This is a genomic window from Sphaerisporangium sp. NPDC004334, assembly GCF_053602655.1.
Map to the genome: position 1 here is coordinate 44,991 of NZ_JBSGDZ010000024.1, position 20,810 is coordinate 65,800.

At 70.9% G+C, this 20,810-nt stretch carries 18 protein-coding genes; 14 read left to right on the plus strand and 4 right to left on the minus strand.

Annotated features, from left to right (window positions below; genetic code table 11):
• Positions 1–14: 14 nt before the first annotated feature.
• Positions 15–932 carry an MvdC/MvdD family ATP grasp protein gene (locus tag ACWEN6_RS28875; RefSeq protein ID WP_452574579.1) on the minus strand — a complete coding sequence of 306 codons (918 nt, stop codon included), beginning with the start codon at positions 930–932 and terminating at the stop codon, positions 15–17.
• Between the two features lie 1,826 nt (positions 933–2,758).
• Here ACWEN6_RS28875 and ACWEN6_RS28880 point away from each other — a divergent pair.
• The 6 genes from ACWEN6_RS28880 to ACWEN6_RS28905 all read left to right on the plus strand — a co-directional run bounded on the left by ACWEN6_RS28880 (position 2,759) and on the right by ACWEN6_RS28905 (position 11,795).
• Entirely contained in the window at positions 2,759–4,183 is a 1,425-nt protein-coding gene (locus ACWEN6_RS28880) for a sugar ABC transporter ATP-binding protein (RefSeq protein WP_452574720.1), read from the plus strand.
• Positions 4,180–5,181, plus strand: a complete 1,002-nt coding sequence (locus ACWEN6_RS28885; RefSeq protein ID WP_452574581.1) for an ABC transporter permease — start codon at positions 4,180–4,182, stop codon at positions 5,179–5,181. Before ACWEN6_RS28880 ends, ACWEN6_RS28885 begins: the two co-directional genes overlap by 4 nt.
• Positions 5,178–6,107, plus strand: coding sequence for an ABC transporter permease (locus ACWEN6_RS28890; RefSeq protein ID WP_452574583.1), 930 nt, complete (start codon positions 5,178–5,180; stop codon positions 6,105–6,107). Before ACWEN6_RS28885 ends, ACWEN6_RS28890 begins: the two co-directional genes overlap by 4 nt.
• Before the next feature lie 86 nt (positions 6,108–6,193).
• A complete protein-coding gene (locus tag ACWEN6_RS28895) occupies positions 6,194–7,351 on the plus strand; it encodes a substrate-binding domain-containing protein (RefSeq protein ID WP_452574722.1) in 1,158 nt (385 codons plus the stop codon).
• Complete coding sequence (locus ACWEN6_RS28900) at positions 7,348–8,181, plus strand: sugar phosphate isomerase/epimerase family protein (RefSeq protein ID WP_354850495.1); 834 nt, start codon at positions 7,348–7,350, stop codon at positions 8,179–8,181. The genes ACWEN6_RS28895 and ACWEN6_RS28900 overlap by 4 nt, the downstream gene beginning before the upstream one ends.
• Positions 8,182–8,261: 80 nt before the next feature.
• Positions 8,262–11,795, plus strand: a complete 3,534-nt coding sequence (locus ACWEN6_RS28905; protein ID WP_452574585.1) for a ThuA domain-containing protein — start codon at positions 8,262–8,264, stop codon at positions 11,793–11,795.
• 111 nt (positions 11,796–11,906) lie between these two features.
• On the opposite strand, the gene ACWEN6_RS28910 is transcribed toward ACWEN6_RS28905, so the two are convergent.
• Together ACWEN6_RS28910 and ACWEN6_RS28915 are read right to left on the minus strand one after the other, a co-directional pair.
• Positions 11,907–12,926 carry an LLM class F420-dependent oxidoreductase gene (locus ACWEN6_RS28910; protein WP_452574587.1) on the minus strand — a complete coding sequence of 340 codons (1,020 nt, stop codon included), beginning with the start codon at positions 12,924–12,926 and terminating at the stop codon, positions 11,907–11,909.
• A gap of 95 nt (positions 12,927–13,021) precedes the next feature.
• A complete protein-coding gene (locus tag ACWEN6_RS28915) occupies positions 13,022–13,912 on the minus strand; it encodes a LysR family transcriptional regulator (RefSeq protein WP_452574589.1) in 891 nt (296 codons plus the stop codon).
• A 106-nt stretch (positions 13,913–14,018) separates the two neighbouring features.
• On the opposite strand from ACWEN6_RS28915, the gene ACWEN6_RS28920 reads away from it, so the two are divergent.
• Both ACWEN6_RS28920 and ACWEN6_RS28925 read left to right on the plus strand, forming a co-directional pair.
• A complete protein-coding gene (locus ACWEN6_RS28920) occupies positions 14,019–14,519 on the plus strand; it encodes a cysteine dioxygenase (RefSeq protein WP_452574590.1) in 501 nt (166 codons plus the stop codon).
• Between the two features lie 12 nt (positions 14,520–14,531).
• A complete protein-coding gene (locus ACWEN6_RS28925; protein WP_452574592.1) occupies positions 14,532–15,029 on the plus strand; it encodes a pyridoxamine 5'-phosphate oxidase family protein in 498 nt (165 codons plus the stop codon).
• A gap of 67 nt (positions 15,030–15,096) precedes the next feature.
• Here the strand turns inward: ACWEN6_RS28925 and ACWEN6_RS28930 are convergent, their stop codons facing one another.
• Positions 15,097–15,789, minus strand: coding sequence for a FadR/GntR family transcriptional regulator (locus ACWEN6_RS28930; protein ID WP_452574594.1), 693 nt, complete (start codon positions 15,787–15,789; stop codon positions 15,097–15,099).
• Positions 15,790–15,897: 108 nt separating this feature from the next.
• On the opposite strand from ACWEN6_RS28930, the gene ACWEN6_RS28935 reads away from it, so the two are divergent.
• From ACWEN6_RS28935 to ACWEN6_RS28960, 6 genes are all read left to right on the plus strand, one after another.
• Entirely contained in the window at positions 15,898–16,674 is a 777-nt protein-coding gene (locus ACWEN6_RS28935) for a (Fe-S)-binding protein (protein WP_452574596.1), read from the plus strand.
• 103 nt (positions 16,675–16,777) lie between these two features.
• Positions 16,778–18,199, plus strand: a complete 1,422-nt coding sequence (locus ACWEN6_RS28940) for a lactate utilization protein B (protein ID WP_452574598.1) — start codon at positions 16,778–16,780, stop codon at positions 18,197–18,199.
• A 96-nt stretch (positions 18,200–18,295) separates the two neighbouring features.
• Positions 18,296–18,913: a LutC/YkgG family protein gene (locus ACWEN6_RS28945; RefSeq protein ID WP_452574600.1), complete on the plus strand. Its 618-nt coding sequence runs from the start codon at positions 18,296–18,298 to the stop codon at positions 18,911–18,913.
• A 132-nt stretch (positions 18,914–19,045) separates the two neighbouring features.
• Positions 19,046–19,519 carry a hypothetical protein gene (locus tag ACWEN6_RS28950; RefSeq protein WP_452574602.1) on the plus strand — a complete coding sequence of 158 codons (474 nt, stop codon included), beginning with the start codon at positions 19,046–19,048 and terminating at the stop codon, positions 19,517–19,519.
• Positions 19,516–19,833 carry a winged helix-turn-helix domain-containing protein gene (locus tag ACWEN6_RS28955; RefSeq protein ID WP_354850531.1) on the plus strand — a complete coding sequence of 106 codons (318 nt, stop codon included), beginning with the start codon at positions 19,516–19,518 and terminating at the stop codon, positions 19,831–19,833. The genes ACWEN6_RS28950 and ACWEN6_RS28955 overlap by 4 nt, the downstream gene beginning before the upstream one ends.
• Positions 19,826–20,740, plus strand: coding sequence for an ABC transporter ATP-binding protein (locus tag ACWEN6_RS28960; protein ID WP_452574604.1), 915 nt, complete (start codon positions 19,826–19,828; stop codon positions 20,738–20,740). Before ACWEN6_RS28955 ends, ACWEN6_RS28960 begins: the two co-directional genes overlap by 8 nt.
• The last annotated feature ends 70 nt before the right edge of the window (positions 20,741–20,810 follow it).

A 20,810-nucleotide genomic window follows, 5' to 3' on the forward strand; every position in this document is an offset into this window, starting at 1 on the left:
CGATGAAAAGGGATTCATGCCTGTTCCGGCGCCGGCGGGGTGAGCAGGAGGTCGCAGAGGGCTTCGGTGATGGGCATGGCGGTGATCTGCTCGATCAGCAGGAAGCCTCCCCCGGGGTTGACCTCCAGGAAGACGTAGCGGCCCTCGGGGGTCAGGGTCAGGTCGATCGTCCCGAACGACAGCCCGAGGTGCCGCATGAGGCGCAGGCAGCGCCGGTGCACGTCCTCGGGCAGCCGGTGCGGGCGCAGCCGCCGCGTGCTCCTGGGCGAGTGGATCTCGGCGGCGAACAGCCGCGCGCCGGTGACGACCACCCGCAGGGCCAGCCGGCGCAGCACGTGCGCCTGGGCCACCAGCGGGAACGGGCCCGTCCCGTGCGGGTCGGAGAGCGTGATGACCTCGTCCTCTGACGGGTTGCGCTCGGGGATGGCCCACGGCCGGTCGAGCACCCGGGTGACGATCTGCCCCTGGTGGGCGAGGTAGAAGTCGAGCAGTTCGTCGTGGTCGGTGCTGATCAGCGTGGAGGGCAGCTCGAAGCCGAGCCGGCCGGCCACCGAGAGCTGGTAGAGCTTGCGCTGGGCCCGCTGGATCACCGCACGGGACGCCGGGACGGCGGGGCAGGCCAGGGTGTCCCACACGTCCGAGGCGAACCCGTTCTGCTGGACGGCGCTTTCGACGGAACCGGCCCCGGCCGGAGGGCCGGGGCGCCGGAACCAGACGGAGGTGAGCCGGTCGAGGTCGAGGCGCCGGTCTCCGGTGACCAGTGTGCGCCGGGCCGATCCCGACGGGTCGAGGGTCACCGACAGCCGCGCGGAGCCGGGGAACCATTCCGGCACCAGGACCAGTGTGTCGGCTCCCCGTCCGGCGAGGGCGCGGGCGACGTGCCGCGCCTGGGGGTCGCCGTCCTCGGTGAGGACGAGCACCGTACCGCTCATGGCTGCTGTCTCCACACCGTCGCCGCGGCCTTCCTAGGACGCTTCCCACGATGCCGTGGATCACTTGCCCGATGCTTGTCGGCCGGTCCGCCGACTCGCGGATGGCTTGCGGGGAGGCGCGGGCTGAACCATGTAAAGCTAGTAGGAATAGTTGCAAATCTGCGCCCGGACGCTTACCGTTGAAGGTGTGATTCACGGGTGACAAGCCCGGGTGCGGTGAGAGGAGTGGGGCGCACTCTTCGAGAATGGCCACCGTACCCGCGAGCACCGGAGGGGGAGGGCGTACCGGGGCTGGCCGCCCTCCCTCCCGGTGCTCAGACCTGCGCGATCCGGTGCAGGGCCTCGTCGTCGAATCCTTGACGAGGTGGAGGAGGCGTTACCGCGCCCCGGAGAAGCCGACGGGAACCGGCACGCCCCGAGGGAGGATCGCCGCGGGAACGGGCGCATCGAGTGGCCGCTCCCGAAGCGCCCTCGGCAATGGCCGTCGAACCGATTCGAGTACGGGCGCGACCGGACCGGCCTCGCCGCGTACCCGAAGACGGGCGCGGCCATGGTGTCGATGATGGCTACTGTCGGAAAAGCCCGGCGTTTCTCCATCGGCGGTTGGATGTGACGCCAGGTCCAGAGAGCACACATGGCCGCACGGCACCTGTCAAGCCTCCGGTCGGTTCCCTGCACCTGCCTGAGGCGCCAACCGGTACCTCGTCAGCGACGCTCGCCCGCCTCGGAGTGCGCGAGGAATGAAACATTCATGCGCCTTGCGGGTCGGCGGGTGTGATGAGGACGGTCCGCGGCGTCGACGACCCTGGACGAGCCCAAGACATCCCATCTCATGTGTATGAATCATTTCGGCGGAGCGGGATCGAGACAGTAGGTGTCCAGGGTGCCACTCGCGGCCGTTCGGGCTGGTGAGCAGCGAAATGACGCCGGCCGCACCGGAGGCCGGACCGCCGATCCCGGAAAATAGGCATGCCTAAGGTCTTGACGCGCCCGAGGCGATCCAACGTAATTGGTAGCCAAGACCTCGGGTCACACATCCTTCGAGGACTTGTACGGCTGGGCCACATCTCGGCGGGTGTGGAGGCGCCTCACGGCTCCTTCACAACGTGGTCGGCCACGTCGGCTTCCATTGCCGGCTTCGGAGACATCCCATGTCATGCCTCGCGAGGCCATGCCAACCTGGAGAAGCACGTGACCGATCGGAACAAGCTTCGCGGACGAGGCGACCCCCGGAGGGACGCACCGGCTACACCCGGTCGCGCACGGTGGTCGCGGAACACCTGACCCCGGCCACCCTGCCGGGCCGGACGGAGAGTGCCCTGTCCGCCGCCTTCATCGCAGCCGGTGGAGGGGTGCGCCCGTCCGGCCGCGTGGCAGCCAGGTAGGGCCCCGCACACCACAGGTGGAGACCGCCGGGACCGGCGGCTCCCGACCTGTGCGCGCAGGTTCCGGCGCGACGCCTGCCGGATCGCCCGGCAGACCGCGCCGGACGCCGGCCACGCCGCACCCATACCCGCATCCGCACAGGACACGCCGCACCCGCGCCCCACACCCATACCCGCATCCGCACAAAGATCCGCCCGAAGGACCTCCACGCCGCGACGTGCGACCTTCGCCACGATGGCGCCGGCCGACCGCCACCACCACGGCCGTCGCCCTGGTCATCCGCCCACCCCCGCATCCTCGTTAGGAGCGCCCATGCGCGAAGCCGCGCCACACGCGGTACGCAGACTCGTCATGGCCGGGCTCACCGCCGTGACACCGCGCGCCGTTCCCGCCCCGGCCGGCGCCGGCGCATGCCCCGCAGGGCGGGTCGCGTGCTGAAGATGACCGGCATCGGCAAGAGCTTCCTGGGCGTCCGCGTCCTGCGGGACGTGGACCTGGAAGCGGCCGCCGGACAGGTGCACGCCGTAGTGGGGGAGAACGGCGCCGGCAAGTCCACGCTCATGAAGATCCTCGCAGGGGTGCACACCCCGGACGAGGGGACGATCGAGATCGACGGCCGGCGGGTGGCGTTCGGGCATCCGGTCGAGGCGCAGCGGTCCGGGGTGGCGATCATCCATCAGGAGTTCACTCTGCTGCCGGAGCGGACGGTCGCCGAGAACGTGTTCCTGGGCCGGGAACCGGGCCGGTGGGGGCTGGTCGACCGGGCCGCGATGGAGTCGGCGACCGGTGAGCTGCTGCGCTCGCTCGGTGAGGAGTCCTTCGGCCCGCGCGATCTCGTCCGGCGGCTGTCGGTCGCGCAGCAGCAGGTCGTCGAGATCGCCAAGGCGCTGTCGCTGAACGCGCGCATCGTGGTGATGGACGAGCCGACCGCCGCCCTGGCCGACCACGAGGTCGAGTTGCTCTACACCCTGGTGCGGCGGCTCACCGGGCGCGGGATCGCGGTCCTGTACATCTCGCACCGGCTGCGCGAGATCTTCGAGCTCGCGGACCGCATCACGGTGCTCAAGGACGGCGTCCGGGTCACCACCGCCGCCGCGTCCACGCTGACCACCGCCGCGCTGGTCGGTCTGATGGTCGGACGGGAGCTGGACTCCTATTTCCCGCCCCGGGCCGCGCAGCCGCCCGGGGAGGTGGTGCTGCGCGTGCGCGGCGGCGGCAACGCCAAGCTGCGCGGCATCGACCTCGACCTTCGGGCGGGCGAGATCGTCGGGCTGGGCGGACTGCAGGGCTCGGGCCGCACCGAACTCGCCAAGGCGCTGTTCGGCGCCGAGCCCTTCACCACCGGCGAGATGAGCCCATGCCGTCCCCGGACGCCCCGCGAGGGCATCGCGGCCGGAATCGGCCTGGTCACCGAGGACCGCAAGGCCGAGGGGCTGCTCCTGGACCAGCAGGTGCGCGACAACGCCCTGCTGGTCGCCCGGGCCACCGGGCGGCGCCCGGAGGGAGTGGACCGTTTGCTGGAGCGCGTGGGGCTCCGACCACCCCGGCCCGCGCAGGAGGTCCGGTTGCTGTCCGGAGGAAACCAGCAGAAGGTCGTGCTGGCCAAGTGGATGGCGGTCGCGCCGCGCGTTCTGCTGTTCGACGAACCCACCCGTGGCGTCGACGTCGGAGCCAAGGCCGCCATCCACGACCTGATGCGCGAACTGGCACGCGGTGGCATGGCGATCCTCATGATCTCCTCCGAGCTTCCCGAGCTCATCGGCATGAGCGACCGCATCGTGGTGCTCCGCGAAGGCCGCGTCACCGGTGTGCTGCCGGCCGGCCCGTCAGAGGAGGACGTCATGCGCCTGGCGGCCGCGTCATGACCGAGCACGTCAAACCGCGGCGGGTCTCCGCTCGCGTGGCCCATCTCGGGTGGATGTCGGCCGATCGGCCCGCGCGCGCGGTGTACCTGGCCCTGGTCCTGCTCATCGCGCTGGGCTGGGTGCTGTTCGAACTGGACGGCGGCGGGTTCCTGGGCCTTGAGAACGTCGTCGGGATCCAGCAGCGGTCGGCGGCGCTGGGAATCGTCGCCGTGGGGCAGACAGTCGCGATCCTGACCGGAAGCCTGGACCTGTCGGTGGCCTACCTGATCAGCCTGACCTCCCTGGTGGCGGCCGAGATCATGGCAGGCGGGGACGCCGGGGTGGTGCCCGCGGTCGCCGCGGCGCTCGCGGTGAGCGCGACGGTCGGGCTGGTGAACGGACTGGTGGTCACCCGGCTCAAGGTGCACCCCTTCATCGCCACACTCGGGGTCGCGCTGATCATCAGAGGAGTGCTGGACTGGCGGTACGACGGGCCGGCCGGGAGCGTGCCGCCCTCCTTCCAGCATCTCGGGTACGACCGCATCGGCCCGCTGCCGGTGTCGGCGCTGCTGTGGGCCGCCGTGGCGGCGGCGGTGTGGTTCCTGCTGAGCAGGACGCGCCTGGGCCACCGGATCTACGCCGTCGGCGGGGACGCCGAGGTCGCGCGGCTCTCGGGCGTGCGGACCGGGCGGGTCGTGGTCGTCGCCCACGTGCTGTGCTCGCTCTGCGCCGGGATCGCCGGGCTGCTGCTCGCCTCCAGGCTCGGGGCGGGCGCTCCGACGGTGGGCACCGACGGCGGTTACGACCTGGAGTCGATCGCCGCGGTCGTGCTCGGCGGGACGGCGCTGGCCGGTGGCCGCGGCGGGGTGGCCGGCACCGTCGGCGGAGTCCTGCTCCTCGCCGTCCTCGACAGCGTCTTCAACCAGCTTGAGATCAACTCCTTCGCCAAGGACGTCGTGCGCGGCGTGGTCCTGGTGGCCGCCCTGGCGATCTACGCGCGCGGGAGGCGTACGGCATGAGGCGAGCGCTGCCGATCTTCGTCGTGCTGGCCGGGCTGCTGGTGGCCATCGCGGTCATCAACCCGTACTTCCTGGAGCCGCCCGCCTTCCTCGCCTTCGTCAAGCGCGCCGCGCCGCTGGTGATCCTCGCGGCCGGGCAGTACTTCGTGATCGTGTCCGGCGAGTACGACCTGTCCGTCGGCTCGCTGGTCACCGCCGAGGTGGTGATCGCCGCCCGGCTCATCGACGGCTCGGCGGAGGCGACCTGGCCCGTGCTGGCCCTGCTGATCGCCCTGGGGCTGCTGGCCGGGCTGGTCAACGGAGTCGTCACCACCCTGCTGCGGGTGCCGTCGTTCATCACCACCCTCGGCATGCTGCTGATCCTGTCCGGGGCCGTCTTCCTGTGGACGGGCGGAGCGCCCCGCGGCGCCCTGTCCTCGCAGTTCCGCGAACTCGGCCGCGGGAGCCTCGGCCCGGTGCCCTGGTCGGTGCTGATCCTCGTGGTGGCCGGGGCCGTGGCGATGCTGGTCATGCGCGCCGACTTCGGCCGCACGCTGGTCGCGGCCGGCGACAACGACCGGGCCGCGGCCCTGTCCGGTGTCCGGGTCGCGCGGGTCCGCACGGTGGCGTTCATGATCTCCGGGCTCTCCGCGGCGGTCGCGGCGATCCTGCTCGGCGGTTTCGCCGGCGTCTCCGCGCAGGTCGGCGCCGGTCTCGAATTCCAGGCCATCACCGCGGTGGTGCTCGGCGGCGTGGCCCTCGGTGGCGGCCGCGGCTCCGTGGTCGCCGCGATGGCGGGCGCCTTCACCCTGGAGGCGCTGTTCACCCTGCTCAATCTGTACGGCATCTCGGGGGCACTGGAGCCGGCCGTGCAGGGGGTCATCATCATCGCCGCGGTGGCGCTGGGAGCCGTGAGCCTCCCGCGCAGAAGAGCCGCGGCGACCTGACCCGATACCGATCGAAAGGAACGACCTTGCGATATTCCTCGCGGCAAGCCCTCGCCGGCGTGGCGCTGGCCGGACTGGTGGCGTCGATGGCCGCCTGCACCACCGACAGGCCCACCGCCTCCGCCGCGCCGACGACGGCCGCGGCCTCGGCGGCGCCGTCGTCCGGCTCGAACACCGGAGAGCAGTCGAAGTTCTTCGTGCAGGGCGACTACGACGCCCAGATGGCGATGAGGTCGGCCCAGCCGGCCGGCCCGGACGGCAAGCCGTGGGAGCAGAGCATCGACCCCCAGTTGGTCGACACCGCCGAGCACAAGAAGGACGGGCCCTATCACCTGTGCTTCTCCAACGCCGCGGTCAACAACCCGTGGCGGCAGGTCGGGTTGAAGACCATGCAGGCGGAGGTGGGCCTGCACAAGGAGATCAAGAAGTTCACCATGCTCGACGCCGAGGGCAAGGACGACAAACAGATCTCCGACATCGCCGAGCTGCAGGGCAAGGGCTGCGACGCGCTGATCATCTCCCCGAACACCACCGCGACGCTGACCCCCGCGGTCTCCGGGGCGTGTCCGAAGCTGCCCGTGATCGTGTTCGACCGGGGAGTGCAGACCGACTGCCCGGTCACCTTCATCAAGCCGATCGGCGGCTACGCCTTCGGCGCCGAGGCCGCCGAGTTCCTCGTCGGCAAGGTGCCCGCCGGCGGGAAGATCCTCGCCCTGCGCATCCTTCCCGGTGTGGACGTCCTGGAGACCCGCTGGTCGGCGGCGAAGATCGCCTTCGACAAGAGCGACCTCGACGTCGTCGGGGTGGAGTTCACCGACGGCGACGCCGCCAAGACCAAGAGCATCGTCGGCGACTACATCCAGCGGCACGGCAAGATCGACGGCGTCTGGATGGACGCGGGCGCCACCGCCGTCGCGGCGGTCGAGGCCTTCGAGGACGCGGGGCAGCCCGTGCCGCCGATCAACGGCGAGGACCAGGAGGACTTCCTGCAGAAGTGGAGCGACGCGAAGCTGACCGCGATCGCCCCGACCTACCCGACCTACCAGTGGCGAACTCCGGTGATCGCCGCGCTCAAGATCCTCAAGGGCGAGCAGGTGCCGAAGGTGTGGAACCTGCCCCAGCCGACGGTCACCCAGGAGAACCTCGCCACCTACCTCAAGCCGGGCATGCCGCCGCTGCACTACGCGCTGTGCGGCTGCGAGGACCTGCCCGGCTACCCCGAGAAGTGGGGTGGCAAGCCTTGATCGGCGTCAACACCTGGGTATGGGTCTCGCCGCTCACCGACGACTCCTTGGCCGCCCTGGCGCCGCGCATCGCGGAGTGGGGGTTCGACGTCATCGAGCTGCCGGTCGAGCGGCCGGGCGAATGGGACCCCCGCAGGGCGGCGGACCTGCTGGCCGAGCTCGGGCTGGGCGCGTCGGTCGTGCTCACGATGCCTATAGGGCGCGAACTGGTCAGTGCGCCGAGCTGGACCATCGGGGAGACCCAGGACTATCTGCGGCACTGCGTGGACGTCGCGGTGGCCGTGGGCGCGCCCGCGGTGAGCGGGCCCGCCTACGCCTCCGTCGGCCGGGTCTGGCCGATGAGCCCGGACGAGCGCCGCGCCGTCTACGCCGAACTCGGGGAGAATCTCAAGCCCGTGCTCGCCCACGCGGGCGAGTGCGGGGTCCGGATCGGCGTCGAACCGCTCAACCGGTACGAGACCAGCCTGCTGAACACCGTCGAGCAGGCCCTCGAAGCCCTCCCGGACGACTGCGGCCTCGCCCTGGACACCTACCACATGAACATCGAGGAGAAGGACCCGGCGCGGGCGGTACGGCTGGCAGGCGACCGGATCGCGCACATCCAGGTGTGCGGGACCGACCGCGGCGCCCCGGGCGCCGACCACTTCGACTGGCCCGGCTTCGCCGCCGCCGTTCGCGACGCGGGCTACGCCGGTCCGCTGGTGATCGAGTCCTTCACCGCCGACAACACGACCATCGCCACCGCCGCGTCCATCTGGCGCCCGCTCGCCCCGACCCAGGACGCCCTCGCCACCGAGGGACTGTCCTTCCTGCGCACCCTCTGGAGGTGACCACCCCCGTCATCGAAATCCCGCTCCTCCTCCGCGGCGCCGGCCGAGAGCCGGCGTCGTCCGTCCCCTGGAGATCCCGAATGCGAAGACCACGCCTGCTCCTCATCCTGACCGCCGTGCTGCTGATGCTGCCGTTCGGCGCGGTGCCGGCGGCCAACGCGGCGGCGCCCCTGTACAGGGTGCTGCTGTTCAGCAAGACGGCGTCCGGCGCCTACCGGCACGACTCGATCAGCGCCGGCATCACGATGTTCCAGCAACTCGCCGCCGCCAACAACTTCCAGCTCGACCGGAGCGAAGACTCCAGCGTCTTCAACACGACCAACCTGAACAACTACGACGCGGTCATCATGCTCCAGACCTCCGGCATGGTCTGGGACAACGATTCGCAGCGCGCGGCCGCGCAGGCGTACGTGCGCAGTGGCCACGGCATCGTCGCGATCCACAACGCCGTCGACCAGAACATCGAGTCGCAGTTCCCCTGGTGGGACCAGGTCGTGCTGGGCGGCGCCCACATGACCCAGCACTCCTCCATCGTGCAGGGCACGGCCAAGGTCGCCGACAAGGTGCACCCGTCGACCGTGGGGCTGCCGGACCGGTGGACGCGCACCGAAGAGTGGTACAACTTCGACAAGAACATGCGCGGCAGCGTCCACGTGCTGGTCACCGCGGACGAGACGACCTACGACGCCGGTGCGAACAAGATGGGCGCCGACCACCCCATCTCCTGGTGTCACAACCCTGAGGGCGGCCGGGTGTGGGCCACCGCGATGGGCCACAACGCCTCCTCCTACTCCGAGACGTTGTTCAAGCAGCACCTGCTCGGCGGGGTCAAGTGGGCGGCGGGCTACGAACCCGGCGACTGCGGCGGCACGGTCTCGACCCGGTTCCAGAAGGTCACCCTGGACGGCGCGCCCGACCAGCCCATGGAGCTGGACGTGGCCGCCGACGGCACGCTCTACTACATCTCCCGGTCGGGCAAGGTCAACATGATCGCCCCCGGCGGCTCCCCCCGCACGATCGGCACCCTGTCGGTGTACGACGGCGGCGAGGACGGCGGCATCGGCCTGGCGCTCGACCCGAACTTCGCCACCAACCGCTGGGTCTACCTCAACTACTCGCCCAGCAACGGCGGCGAGGTGAACCGGGTGTCCCGGTTCACGATCAACGGCACCACGCTCGACCTGTCCAGCGAGAAGAAGATCATCGAGGTTCCCGCGTACCGCAACGTCGACGAGCCCGGCCACACCGGCGGCTACATGGCGTTCGGCCCGAACGGCAACCTCTACATCGCACCCGGGGACGACACCAACCCCAACGGCTCCAGCGGGTACGCCCCGATCGACGAGCGGTCCGGGCGCGAGCACTACGACGCCCAGCGGTCCGCGGCCAACACCAACGACCTGCGCGGCAAGATCCTGCGCATCCACCCCGAGTCCGACGGCACCTACACCGTCCCGAGCGGCAACCTCTTCGCGCCCGGGACCGCCAAGACGCGTCCCGAGATCTACGCGATGGGCTTCCGCAACGCGTTCCGCTTCTCGGTCGACAAGGAGACCGGCTGGATCTCGGCGGCCGACTACGGTCCCGACGCCGGGTCCGCGAACTCCAACCGGGGTCCCGAGGGCACCGTCGAGTGGAACCTGATCAAGGAGCCGGGCAACTACGGCTGGCCCTACTGCGTCGGCAACAACATCCCGTTCAACGACTTCAACTTCTCCACCAACACCTCCGGCTCGAAGTTCAACTGCTCGGCGCCGGTCAACAACTCGCCCAACAACACCGGGCTGACCAACCTGCCCGCGGCCAAGTCCGCCACCATCTGGTACAACTACCACGCCTCCGCGGAGTTCCCCGAGATCAACTGCTGCGGCGGCGCGGCCCCGATGGGCGGCCCGTTCTACCACTACGACGCGAGCAGCTCCTCCGACCGCAAGTTCCCGGAGTACTTCGACAAGACGCCGTTCTTCTACGAGTGGAGCCGCAACTTCGTCAAGGAACTGCGGCTGGACTCCTCAGGCAACCTGCTGAAGATCAACTCCTTCGTCCCGCAGCTCTCCCTGCACGCGCCGGTCGACATGAAGTTCGGCCCGGACGGGGCCCTGTACTACGCCGACTGGGGCAACGGCTTCGGCCACACCAACACCGACGACGGCATCTACCGGATCGACTACATCGGCGGCGGAGGCGGCAACCGCTCCCCGATCGCCAAGGCCGGCGCCACGCCGGACACCGGCAGCGCGCCGCTGACCGTCGCGTTCTCCTCCGCCGGCTCGTCGGACCCGGATGGCGACGCGATCACCTACGCCTGGGACTTCGGGGACGGCGCGACCTCCACCAGCGCGAACCCGTCCCACACCTACAGCTCCAACGGCACCTACACCGCCAGGCTGACCGTACGGGACTCCGGCGGGAAGACCGGCACCATCACCTTGACCATCGGGGTGGGCAACACCCGTCCCACGGTCGCCTTCAGCGCTCCGCCGGACGGCGGGTTCATCAACTTCGGTGACACCGTCAACTACAACGTGACCGTCACCGATCCCGAGGACGGCACCATCGACTGCTCGAAGGTGACGGTGATCCCCGCGCTCGGGCACGACACGCACAGCCACGACACCGGCCAGGTCACCGGTTGCTCCGGAACGATCACGACCACCGCGTCCGGGCACGACGAGGCCGCCAACGTCTACTACGTGCTGCTGGCCGAGTACACCGACAAGAGCGGCCTGAAGGGCAGCACAGGGATCACGCTGCAGCCCAAGCACAAGCAGGCCGAGTTCTTCACCGGCTCGTCGGGCGTCCAGGTCGTGGACCAGAGCGGAGCCGAGGGCGGCAGGCGCGTCGGCGAGATCTCGGGCGGCGACTGGGTCTCCTACACGCCGATGAACCTGTCCGGGATCGACTCGGTGTCCTTCCGCGTCTCGGCGGCGTCCAACACGGGCGGATCGATCGAGTTGCGCGCCGACTCGCCGACCGGGACGCTCGTCGCCTCCAGCTCGGTGCCGAGCACCGGCGGCTCGAACACCTACCAGTCCCTGACGGCGGCGACGGTCACCGACCCCGGTGGCACCCATAACTACTACCTGGTGTTCCGGGCGCCGACGGCGAACGCCTACGACCTCGACTCGATCACCTTCAACGGCAAGGGCGTCGGCCAGGGCGGCGGCAACACCGGTGGCCCGCAGAGCGGGCGCAACTACACGCTGACCGCCGGGCACAGCGGCAAGGTCGCCGACGTCAGAGGACAGTCGACCGCCGACGGCGCCGCCGTCATCCAGTGGACGGCCGGCGGAGGCACCAACCAGCAGTGGAAGGTGACCGACGCGGGAAGCGGGACCTACACCCTGGCCGCCGTGCACAGCAGTAAGTGCATGCAGGTCGCGAGCGCCTCCACCGCCGACGGCGCCCTGGTCCAGCAGTCGGCATGCTCGGGCGCCGCCAACCAGAGATGGCGCCTGGAATCCGTCGGGACGAACGTTTACCGGGTGATCTCGGCGAACGGCGGCAAGTGCCTGGACGTTCCCAACGCCTCCACGGCGAACGACGTCCAGCTCGTCCAGTGGACCTGTAACAGCGGCACCAACCAGCAGTGGAGGTTCACCCAGCTCAACTGACCCGACCCCCGGCGCCCGTCCCGCGGGCGCCGGGGCCTTCCCCAAGCCGCCTCGGCGGGATCGGGGTGGCGCGGCTCGTGCTCGCCGCCCCGGTGCCGCGCCGCCGCCTGATCAGCCGAGCACGAGGTCGCGGACGGTGCGCAGGGTCGGCTCGTCGCGGGGGCCCATGGCCAGCAGGGTGGTCACCGGGCTCGCGCGCCACGGCGCGAGGCGCTCGCGGATGCGGCCGGGCGGGCCGACCAGGGAGATGCCGTCGGCCAGTTCGTCGGGGATGGCGCGGAAGGCCTCGTCCTTGCGCCCGGCCAGGTACAACTCCTGGATCTTGTGGGCGGCGTCGGCGAAGCCCATGCGGCCGACGATGTCGGCGTGGAAGTTGCGCGCCTTGGCGCCCATGCCCCCGATGTACAGCGTGAGCATCATCTTCACTCCGTCCAGGGCGGCCTGGACGTCATCGGTGATCATGACGTAGACCATCGCGGCGACGTCGAAACCCGGTCGCGCGGCGGCCAGTGACGGGCCGTACATGCTCTCGATCTTCTCGGGGAAGGTGAACAGTGGCAGCCAGCCGTCGGTGATCTCCGCGGCCAGCGCGACGTTCTTCGGCCCCTCCGCGCCGAGGTAGATCGGGATCTCCCGCCGAAGCGGGTGGGTGATCGACTTCAGCGGCTTGCCGAGCCCGGCGCCGCCGGGGTAGGGGAGCGGATAGTGCGGGCCGTCGCTCGTGACCGGCTCCTCGCGGCGCCACACCTTGCGCATGATGTCGACGTACTCGCGGGTGCGGGCGAGCGGCTTGGGGAACGGGGCGCCGTACCAGCCCTCCACCACCTGCGGCCCCGAGGCCCCGATGCCGAGCAGCAGCCGGCCTCCGGTGAGGTGGTCGAGCGTCATGGCGGTCATGGCCGTGGTGACCGGGGCGCGCGCCGACATCTGCGCCACGCTCGTGCCGAGCTTGATCGTGCTGGTGCGCGCGCCGTACCAGGCCAGCGGGGTGAACACGTCCGACCCGTACGCCTCGGCGGTCCACACCGAGTCGTACCCGAGCCGCTCGGCCGTCTGGACGACCTCGGTGGCGTCGTCGGCGTCCCGCTGCCAGTAGCCCAGGTTCAACCCCAGCCTCAGCTCACCGCTCATGCCCATCCTCCAAGGTCCGCCCGCGCAATTAGAACACGTTCTATCCACAGGGTCGAGGGCTGCCCGCGGGGCCGGGGTGCGCCGAGTGCGGAACCCTACGCGGGTGGGGCCGGCTCGCCTGGCCGGACCTGCTGGACGGCGTGGTGCAGCGCGCTGACCAAGGCGGTGGTCGCCGGCGGGTCCGGCGGGTCGCCATAGGTGGCCAGGTAGACGTGCCGCCGGAAGTCGCGAAGGGCGCTGGCCTCGATTCCGGGCGCGCGGTGAGTGCGCAGTGCCAGCCCCGGCATGGTGGTCACGCCCATGCCCGCGGCGACCAGTGCCTGCTGGACGATGATGTCGTCGCTGGTGTAGGCGATGGGCGGGACGAAGCCCGCCCTATCGCAGGCCTCGAGGAACTCGCGGCGGCAGTTCTCGCAGCCCGCGATCCAGGCGGAGTCGCGGTTGCCCGCCAGTGTCTGGCCGGGTTCGAGGCTGAGCAGGTACATCGGGTCGTCGAAGAGGTGCGTGGCGCGGATGTCGTCCGGTGTCGTGTCGTCGTAGCGGAAGACGACCGCGACGTCGACCTGCCCGGCTCGCAGCAGATCGAATGCCACGCGCGGGTGGGCTTCGATCAGGCGCAGTTCGATGCCGGGGTGCTCGCGGCGCAGGGTGCCCGCGGCGTACGGCACCAGCGCGGCGAGCGCCGACTGGAAGCCGGCTACCCGGACCCGTCCGGTGCGCAGGCCCACCATCGCGGACAGTTCCGCGGCGGCGGTGTCGACCCGGCCCACGATCTCGGCGGCGCGGCGGGCCAAGTGCTCGCCCTCGGGGGTGAGCCGGATGCCCCGGCCGACCCGCTGGACGAGCTTGGCGCCGGTCTCGGCCTCCAGCCTGGCCAGATGATGGCTGACGGCGGGCTGGGAGTAGTTCAGGTGCTTGGCGGCCTTGGTGACCGAGCCGTGCGCGGCGATCGCCGCGAGGACCCGTAACCGCAGGATGTCCAGCATGCATAAACAATACGCATGAGTTAGCTCAATCCTTGTCATTAGACGAATCAGTCGGCGCGCGGGACGCTGAGTGGGACGAACCCGCTCTGCGAAGGAGGACGCGGCGATGACGCGCACACTGGCGACGCTCACCGATCTCGTCGTGGCCGTGCGCCAGGCGATCGACGTGCGGGCCGGCTGGACTGACACCGCGGACCTGGTCGCCGATCGGCTCCGGGCGCATCTGCCCGGCCCGGAGGTCCTGACGCCCGATCAGCGTCTCGGCCGGCCCGACCGGGTCGCGGGCCACCTGCTGCACGCCGAGCCCGACGGGGCGTTCTCCATTCTCGGCCTGGTCTGGCGCCCTGGGCAGACCACTCGGATCCACGACCACATCACCTGGTGCGTCGTGGGCGTGCTGTCGGGCATCGAGCACGAGGAACTGTTCGACGAAGCGCTCAACCCCGTTGGCACGCGGGACAACCCGCCCGGCGAGGTCAGCGGCTTCGCACCGCCCGGCGACATCCACCGCATCCGCAACGTCGGCGACGAGATCGCCATCAGCCTGCACATCTACGGCACCGACATCACCCGCGTCGGGTCCAGCGCCCGCCGCTATTACGACTGAGGAGCTCGGACCATGGACCAGCACGCCATCGACGAGGTGCTGAACCGCCCGCTCAGCCAGGAACTGCTGGCCCGCGATCTGGCCAGGCTGGCCTTCATCGCGCTTGACGGGACGCCCCGGTCGATCCCGATCGGCTTCACCTGGAACGGCGTGGAGATCGTCATGTGCACGGCGACGAACGCGCGGAAACTCCCGGCGTTGCGCCGCAATCCCGCGGTCGCGCTGACGGTCGACACCGAGTCGCACCCACCGAAGGTCCTGCTCATCCGCGGCCGGGCGGAGCTGGACGTCGTCGACGGCATCCCGGAGGAGTACCTCCAGTGGAACGGCACTTATGAGATGACGCCAGAGCAAAGGGCCGAGTGGGAGGAAGGCGTGAAGTCGCTCTACCTCGGCATGGTCCGGGTCGTGGTGAAGCCGACCTGGGCCAAACTGATCGACTTCGAGACGACCCTGCCCACCGCCATCGAGGAGCTCATGCAGCAGCAGAAGGAACGCCGGCTCACCTGAACACGCACACGCGCCACCGAACCCGGCGGCCGGCCCGAAAGGAGATGATCGTGGGCCGGCGGACGTCCTAGAAGAGCTCGGGGTAGGCGTGGGCCAGGTGCGCGGTCACGGCGTCGACCGCGGTGGCGGCGTCGCCGGAGACGATGGCGTCGTGGATGCGGCGGTGGTCCTCGCGCAGCACGCGCGTGTCGCCGAGCCGGTCGACCGCTTCGATCGCGTACTTGCGCATCGCCCCGCGCAGCGCGCGCATCACCGCGGCGATGAGCCGGTTGCCCGACGCCTCGGCGATGGCCACGTGGAAGGCGATGTCGTGTCGCACGAAGTCCTCGGCGCTCGCGGCGGCCTCCATGGCCAGCATCGCCTCCCTCAGCGCCTCGGCGGGCTCCGGCAGGGGGGCGGCGCGCGCGGCGTGTTCGGCGGACCAGCGTTCGATCATCAGGCGGGTGTCGATGACCTCGCGCAGCGAGAGGCTGGACAGGCCGAGGCTCAGGCGCAGCAGGTCGGTCAGCGCGCTGTCGGGCCGGGAGGTGAGCACCGCCCCGGCGTCCGGGCCGCGGCCCACCTGCGAGGACACCACCCCCAGCGTCTCCAGGACGCGAATCGCCTCGCGGACCGAGGACCGGCTGACCTGGAGCTGCTCGGCCAGTTGCCGCTCGCCGGGCAGGCGGTCTCCCACCTTGAGGCCGTCGTCGGCGATGCGCCGTTCGACCTGGAGGAGCACCTCCTCGAACGCGCGCGTGCGTCGCGTGCCGTCCGCCACGTGACCGTCCCTCTCGCCTGGAGTATGGTCTGACCATACTCGGTCCCAGGGGCGTCCACCGGCGCGTTCGTTCCGGGTAGGTCCGGAGCGTCTTGAGGAAAGGCCGCGATGCGGGTCGCACTGTTCATCACGTGTGTCAACGACACGCTCTTCCCGGACACCGGCAAGGCGGTCGTGACGCTGCTGCGCCGCCTCGGTTGCGAGGTGGAGTTCCCCGAAGCCCAGACGTGCTGCGGTCAGATGCACGCCAACACCGGCTACCGGGACGAGGGCGTCCGGCTGGCCCGGCACTTCCTGGACGTCTTCGCCGGATACGACGCCGTGGTGACGCCGTCGGGGTCGTGCGCCGCCATGGTGCGCGAGCAGTACCCGAAGCTGGCGGCGGGCATGGGCGCCACGCGGCCGGCGGCGTTCGCGAGCGCCCACGCGGGGCGTTCGCCGTTCGCGCGGGCGGTTGCCGAGACGGCGCCCAAGGTGCACGACCTGTCGGAGTTCCTGGTGGACGTGCTCGGCGTCACCGACGTCGGCGCCTATTTCCCGCACCGGGTGACCTACCACCCGACGTGCCACTCGCTGCGCGGGCTGCGCGTCGGCGACCGCCCCGCCACCCTGCTGCGCAACGTCCGGGGCCTTGAGCTGGTCCCGCTGCCGGGGGCCGAGGAGTGCTGCGGGTTCGGCGGCACCTTCGCGGTCAAGAACGCCGCCGTCTCCTCGGCCATGTGCGCCGACAAGGTGGCCAACGTCATGACCACCGGCGCCGAGGTGCTCTGCGCGGCCGACAACTCCTGCCTGATGCACATCGGCGGCACGCTGAACCGCCAGCGCTCCGGCGTCCGGGTCATGCACCTGGCGGAGATCCTCGCGAGCACCGAGGCCGAGCGGTGAGGCGGCCCCTGTCCGCCCGCGAGGGAGCCTCGTCCGGACGCGGAGCGGTCCTGTCCGCCCGCGAAGGAGCCCCGTGCTTCCACACCTGTGAAGGAGACACGCGATGAGTGGCCCCGGGCAGGGCACCTTTCTCGGGATGCCCTCCTTCCCCCGCAACGCCGAGAAGGCGCTGGCGGACTCCCAGCTCCGGTTCAACCTGCGCAAGGCCACCCACACCATCCGGGCCAGGCGCGGCGCGGTGGTGTCGGAGCTGCCCGACTGGCACGAACTGCGCGAGGCCGGGCGCGCCATCAAGGACGACGTGCTCCGCAACCTCGACCGCTACCTGGTCCAGGCCGAGGAGGCCGTCGTCAAGGCGGGCGGCCACGTCCACTGGGCGTCGGACGCCGCCGAGGCCGACCGCATCGTCACAGACCTGATCAAGGCCACCGGCGAGACGCGGGTCATGAAGGTCAAGTCCATGGCGACGCAGGAGATCGGCCTCAACGAGGCCCTGGAACGCGAGGGCATCACCGCCTACGAGACCGACCTGGCCGAGCTCATCGTCCAGCTCGGCGACGACCTGCCCTCGCACATCCTGGTGCCGGCCATCCACCGCAACCGCTCGGAGATCCGCGAGATCTTCCTCGAGCACATGGGGGAGTGGGGCCGTCCCGCCCCCGAAGGGCTGGGCGACGAGCCGGCGACGCTCGCCGACGCCGCCCGGCTGCATCTGCGCGAGCGCTTCCTGTCCACCAAGGTCGGCGTCTCGGGCGCCAACTTCCTGATCGCGGAGACCGGCACGCTCGTCGTGCTGGAGTCGGAGGGCAACGGCCGCATGTGCCTGACCCTGCCGCGGACCCTGATCAGCGTGGTCGGCATCGAGAAGGTTCTGCCCACCTGGCGCGACCTGGAGGTGTTCCTGCAGCTTCTGCCGCGCAGCTCCACGGGGGAGCGCATGAACCCCTACACCTCCATGTGGACCGGCGCCGCGGAGGGCCAGGAGTTCCATCTGGTGCTGCTGGACAACGGCCGCACCGACGTCCTGGCCGACGAGGTCGGGCGCCAGGCACTGCGCTGCATCCGCTGCTCGGCCTGCCTGAACGTCTGCCCGGTCTACGAGCGGGTCGGCGGCCACGCGTACGGCTCGGTCTACCCGGGGCCGATCGGGGCCATCCTCACCCCGCAGCTTCGCGGCATGGCCTCCGAGCTGGACGCCTCGCTGCCGTACGCCTCCAGCCTGTGCGGGGCGTGCTACGACGTGTGCCCGGTGGCCATCGACATCCCCGAGGTGCTGGTCCACCTGCGGGCCAAGGCTCCGCACGCCCCGGCCGAGCGGGCCGGGCTGGCGGCCGCCGGTTGGGTGCTGGACAAGCCCGTGCGGCTGCGGAGCGCCCAGCGGCTGGCCACCCGCCTTCGCGGGCTGGTGCCCAAGACGCACCTGCCGGGCCCCGGCGCGGCCTGGACCGCCACCCGGGACGTGCCGTCCGTGCCGCGCGAGTCGTTCCGCGACTGGTGGCGGCGCACGCAGGAGGAGGACGGATGAGCTCGCAGGGAGAAATGGTCGTGGCGTGCGTCCGCGAGGTGGGCCGATGAGCTCGCACGGAGAGATGATCGTGGCGTGCGTCCGCGAGGTGGGCCGATGAGCTCGCGCGAGGCCATCTTGGCGCGCATCCGCTCGGCCGTCGCCGGCGCGCCGCCGGTGGAGGTGACGCGCGGTTACCGTCCTTCCCGGGATGAGCCGGGCGACGTCGAACTGTTCGCAGAACGGGTCCGCGACTACCGGGCGACCGTGCACGTCGTCCCCGCCGGCCAGGTGGCGGCCACGGTCGCGGACGCGCTGGCCGGCCGGGGCGCGCGCCGCGTGGTCGTCCCCGGTGGCTTGCCCGAGGAGTGGCTGGGCGCGTTGCCGGCCGGCGTGGAACGGCTGGGCGACGTCCCGCCGCCGTCCGCCGCCGAGCTGGACGCGGCGGACGGCGTGGTCACCGGCTGCGCGGCCGCCATCGCCGAGACCGGAACGATCATCCTGGACGCGGGCCCCGGCCAGGGACGCAGGGCCCTCACCCTGGTGCCCGACTACCACCTGTGCGTCGTGCGCGCCGGGCAGATCGTGCCCGGCGTTCCCGAGGCGGTCGCACGCCTGGACGCGGCACGGCCGATGACCTGGATCAGCGGCCCGTCGGCGACCAGCGACATCGAGCTCAACCGCGTCGAGGGGGTGCACGGCCCCCGCACGCTGGAGGTGATCATCGTCCTCTGACGTCCGTCTCGTCCGCCCCGGTACGGCCTCGCGCGCCGTGCCGGGGTTCGTTGTTCTCTACGTTCGGTGAAGCACTTGAATGGGAGTTGAGTGCTTGCTAGCGTGTTGAGTACAGGAAAGGGGGATGAGCGCATGAACGCCGGTGATGATCAGGGTGCGGGCACTCACACGGGCTCCGACATGGACATGAGCGCGGGCGAGGCGCTCGCACAGATCGGTCGCGTGCGCAGGAGCGTCGGACGGTCCGCCGCCGCGATGGGGTGGCTCTACCTCGTCTGGGGGGTCGCGGCGCTGCTGTACTGGCCGGCGATGTTCTTCGCCTCGTCGCCCATTCCGCGGGTCGCCGGCATCGCGTGGCTGGCGATGACCGCGCTGTCCTTCGTCTACGCCTACAGCCTCGGCGTCTACGGCCACTCCCGCCTGCACTCGCGGGTGGCCCTCGTCTGGGTGGCCGTCATGATCGGCGTGGCGCTGTTCGGGTACTACGTCATGCCCGAGCGGCCCTCCGGCTGGTGGGTGGCCGCGGGTCTCGCCGCCGCGGTCGCCGCCGCCGTCCCCGTGCTGTACGCCGCCTGGCGCCTGCGTCCCTGGGACGGCGCCAGGTGACCGAGAGCGGAGCCCACCCCCGCCACGACCTGGACCAGCTCATCCACACGCCGGTCCGCCTGTCGATCATGGCGGCGCTGGCCGCCGCGGACAACGTGGAGTTCCGGTTCCTGCGCGACACCATCGAGGTCAGCGACTCCCTGCTGTCCAAGCACATGCTGACCCTCGAAGAGGCCGGCTACGTCAAGGTCGAGAAGGCCTTCATCAGCAAGAAGCCCGGCACCTGGCTCTCGCTCACCCCCCGGGGGCGCGAGGCCTTCCGCGAGTACGTCTCGGTGCTCGAGAAGATCATGAAGGGATCCCCCCATGCTTGAGGTGGAAGGGCTCGAAAAGCGCTACGGGGACACCGTCGCGCTCGACGGCGTGAGCCTGACCGTTCGCCCCGGCGAGATGTTCGGCTTCGTCGGCGCCAACGGAGCCGGCAAGACGACCACCATGCGCATCGTGATGGGCGTGCTCGGCGCCGACGCCGGGCGGGTGCGCTGGAACGGCGCGCCCGTCGGCCACGACACCCGCCGCAGGTTCGGCTACATGCCCGAAGAACGCGGGCTGTACGCCAAGATGCGGGTGGCCGAGCAGGTCGAGTACTTCGGCCGGCTCAGCGGCATGGCCGCGCCGGACGCCCGCCGCTCCGCCGACGCCCTCATCGAGCGGCTGGGCCTGGCCGGGCGGCGCGGCGACGACGTCGACAGCCTGTCCCTGGGCAACCAGCAGCGCGTCCAGCTCGCCGTCGCGCTCATCCACGATCCCGAGGTGCTCGTCCTGGACGAGCCGTTCTCCGGCCTGGACCCGATCGCCGTCGACGCGCTGGCCGGGGTGCTCGCCGAGCGCGCCGCCGCCGGGGTGCCGGTCGTCTTCTCCAGCCACCAGCTCGACCTGGTCGAACGGCTCTGCGACTCGGTCGGCATCATCAAGGCCGGCCGCATGGTCGCGGTGGGCACCGTCGCCGAGTTGCGCGCACGGGAGTCGCGCAAGCGCCTGCGTATCGTCGTGGCGGGCGCCGAGGCCGGCTGGGCCGACCGGCTGCCCGGGGAGATCGTCGCCAAGACCGACCGTTCGCCGCTCGCGGCGGCCGAGGAGCACGGGCGCTACGACGAGGTGATCCTCGTCCCGACCGACGACCAGGAGGCGCTGCGGCTGGCCACGCGGGCCGGCCGGGTCCAGCACTTCGGCTGGCAGGAGCCCGGCCTGGCCGACATCTTCCGCGAGGTGGTCGCGTGAACCTCCTCGCCCCGGCCGACCTCCTTCCGGGAGGCGGTCGTGTTAACCCCTTCGCCCTGGCCGGCATCCC

What these genes read in the sequence shown, in the direction of transcription:
- ACWEN6_RS28940 (WP_452574598.1), top strand. Translation starts at nt 16,778, where the DNA reads ATGAGTGGCCCCGGGCAGGGCACCTTTCTCGGGATGCCCTCCTTCCCC.
- ACWEN6_RS28910 (WP_452574587.1), bottom strand. Translation starts at nt 12,926, where the DNA reads ATGAGCGGTGAGCTGAGGCTGGGGTTGAACCTGGGCTACTGGCAGCGG.
- ACWEN6_RS28875 (WP_452574579.1), bottom strand. Translation starts at nt 932, where the DNA reads ATGAGCGGTACGGTGCTCGTCCTCACCGAGGACGGCGACCCCCAGGCG.
- ACWEN6_RS28950 (WP_452574602.1), top strand. Translation starts at nt 19,046, where the DNA reads ATGAACGCCGGTGATGATCAGGGTGCGGGCACTCACACGGGCTCCGAC.
- ACWEN6_RS28960 (WP_452574604.1), top strand. Translation starts at nt 19,826, where the DNA reads ATGCTTGAGGTGGAAGGGCTCGAAAAGCGCTACGGGGACACCGTCGCG.
- ACWEN6_RS28935 (WP_452574596.1), top strand. Translation starts at nt 15,898, where the DNA reads ATGCGGGTCGCACTGTTCATCACGTGTGTCAACGACACGCTCTTCCCG.
- ACWEN6_RS28915 (WP_452574589.1), bottom strand. Translation starts at nt 13,912, where the DNA reads ATGCTGGACATCCTGCGGTTACGGGTCCTCGCGGCGATCGCCGCGCAC.
- ACWEN6_RS28880 (WP_452574720.1), top strand. Translation starts at nt 2,759, where the DNA reads ATGACCGGCATCGGCAAGAGCTTCCTGGGCGTCCGCGTCCTGCGGGAC.
- ACWEN6_RS28920 (WP_452574590.1), top strand. Translation starts at nt 14,019, where the DNA reads ATGACGCGCACACTGGCGACGCTCACCGATCTCGTCGTGGCCGTGCGC.
- ACWEN6_RS28885 (WP_452574581.1), top strand. Translation starts at nt 4,180, where the DNA reads ATGACCGAGCACGTCAAACCGCGGCGGGTCTCCGCTCGCGTGGCCCAT.
- ACWEN6_RS28895 (WP_452574722.1), top strand. Translation starts at nt 6,194, where the DNA reads ATGGCCGCCTGCACCACCGACAGGCCCACCGCCTCCGCCGCGCCGACG.
- ACWEN6_RS28905 (WP_452574585.1), top strand. Translation starts at nt 8,262, where the DNA reads ATGCGAAGACCACGCCTGCTCCTCATCCTGACCGCCGTGCTGCTGATG.
- ACWEN6_RS28945 (WP_452574600.1), top strand. Translation starts at nt 18,296, where the DNA reads ATGAGCTCGCGCGAGGCCATCTTGGCGCGCATCCGCTCGGCCGTCGCC.
- ACWEN6_RS28890 (WP_452574583.1), top strand. Translation starts at nt 5,178, where the DNA reads ATGAGGCGAGCGCTGCCGATCTTCGTCGTGCTGGCCGGGCTGCTGGTG.
- ACWEN6_RS28925 (WP_452574592.1), top strand. Translation starts at nt 14,532, where the DNA reads ATGGACCAGCACGCCATCGACGAGGTGCTGAACCGCCCGCTCAGCCAG.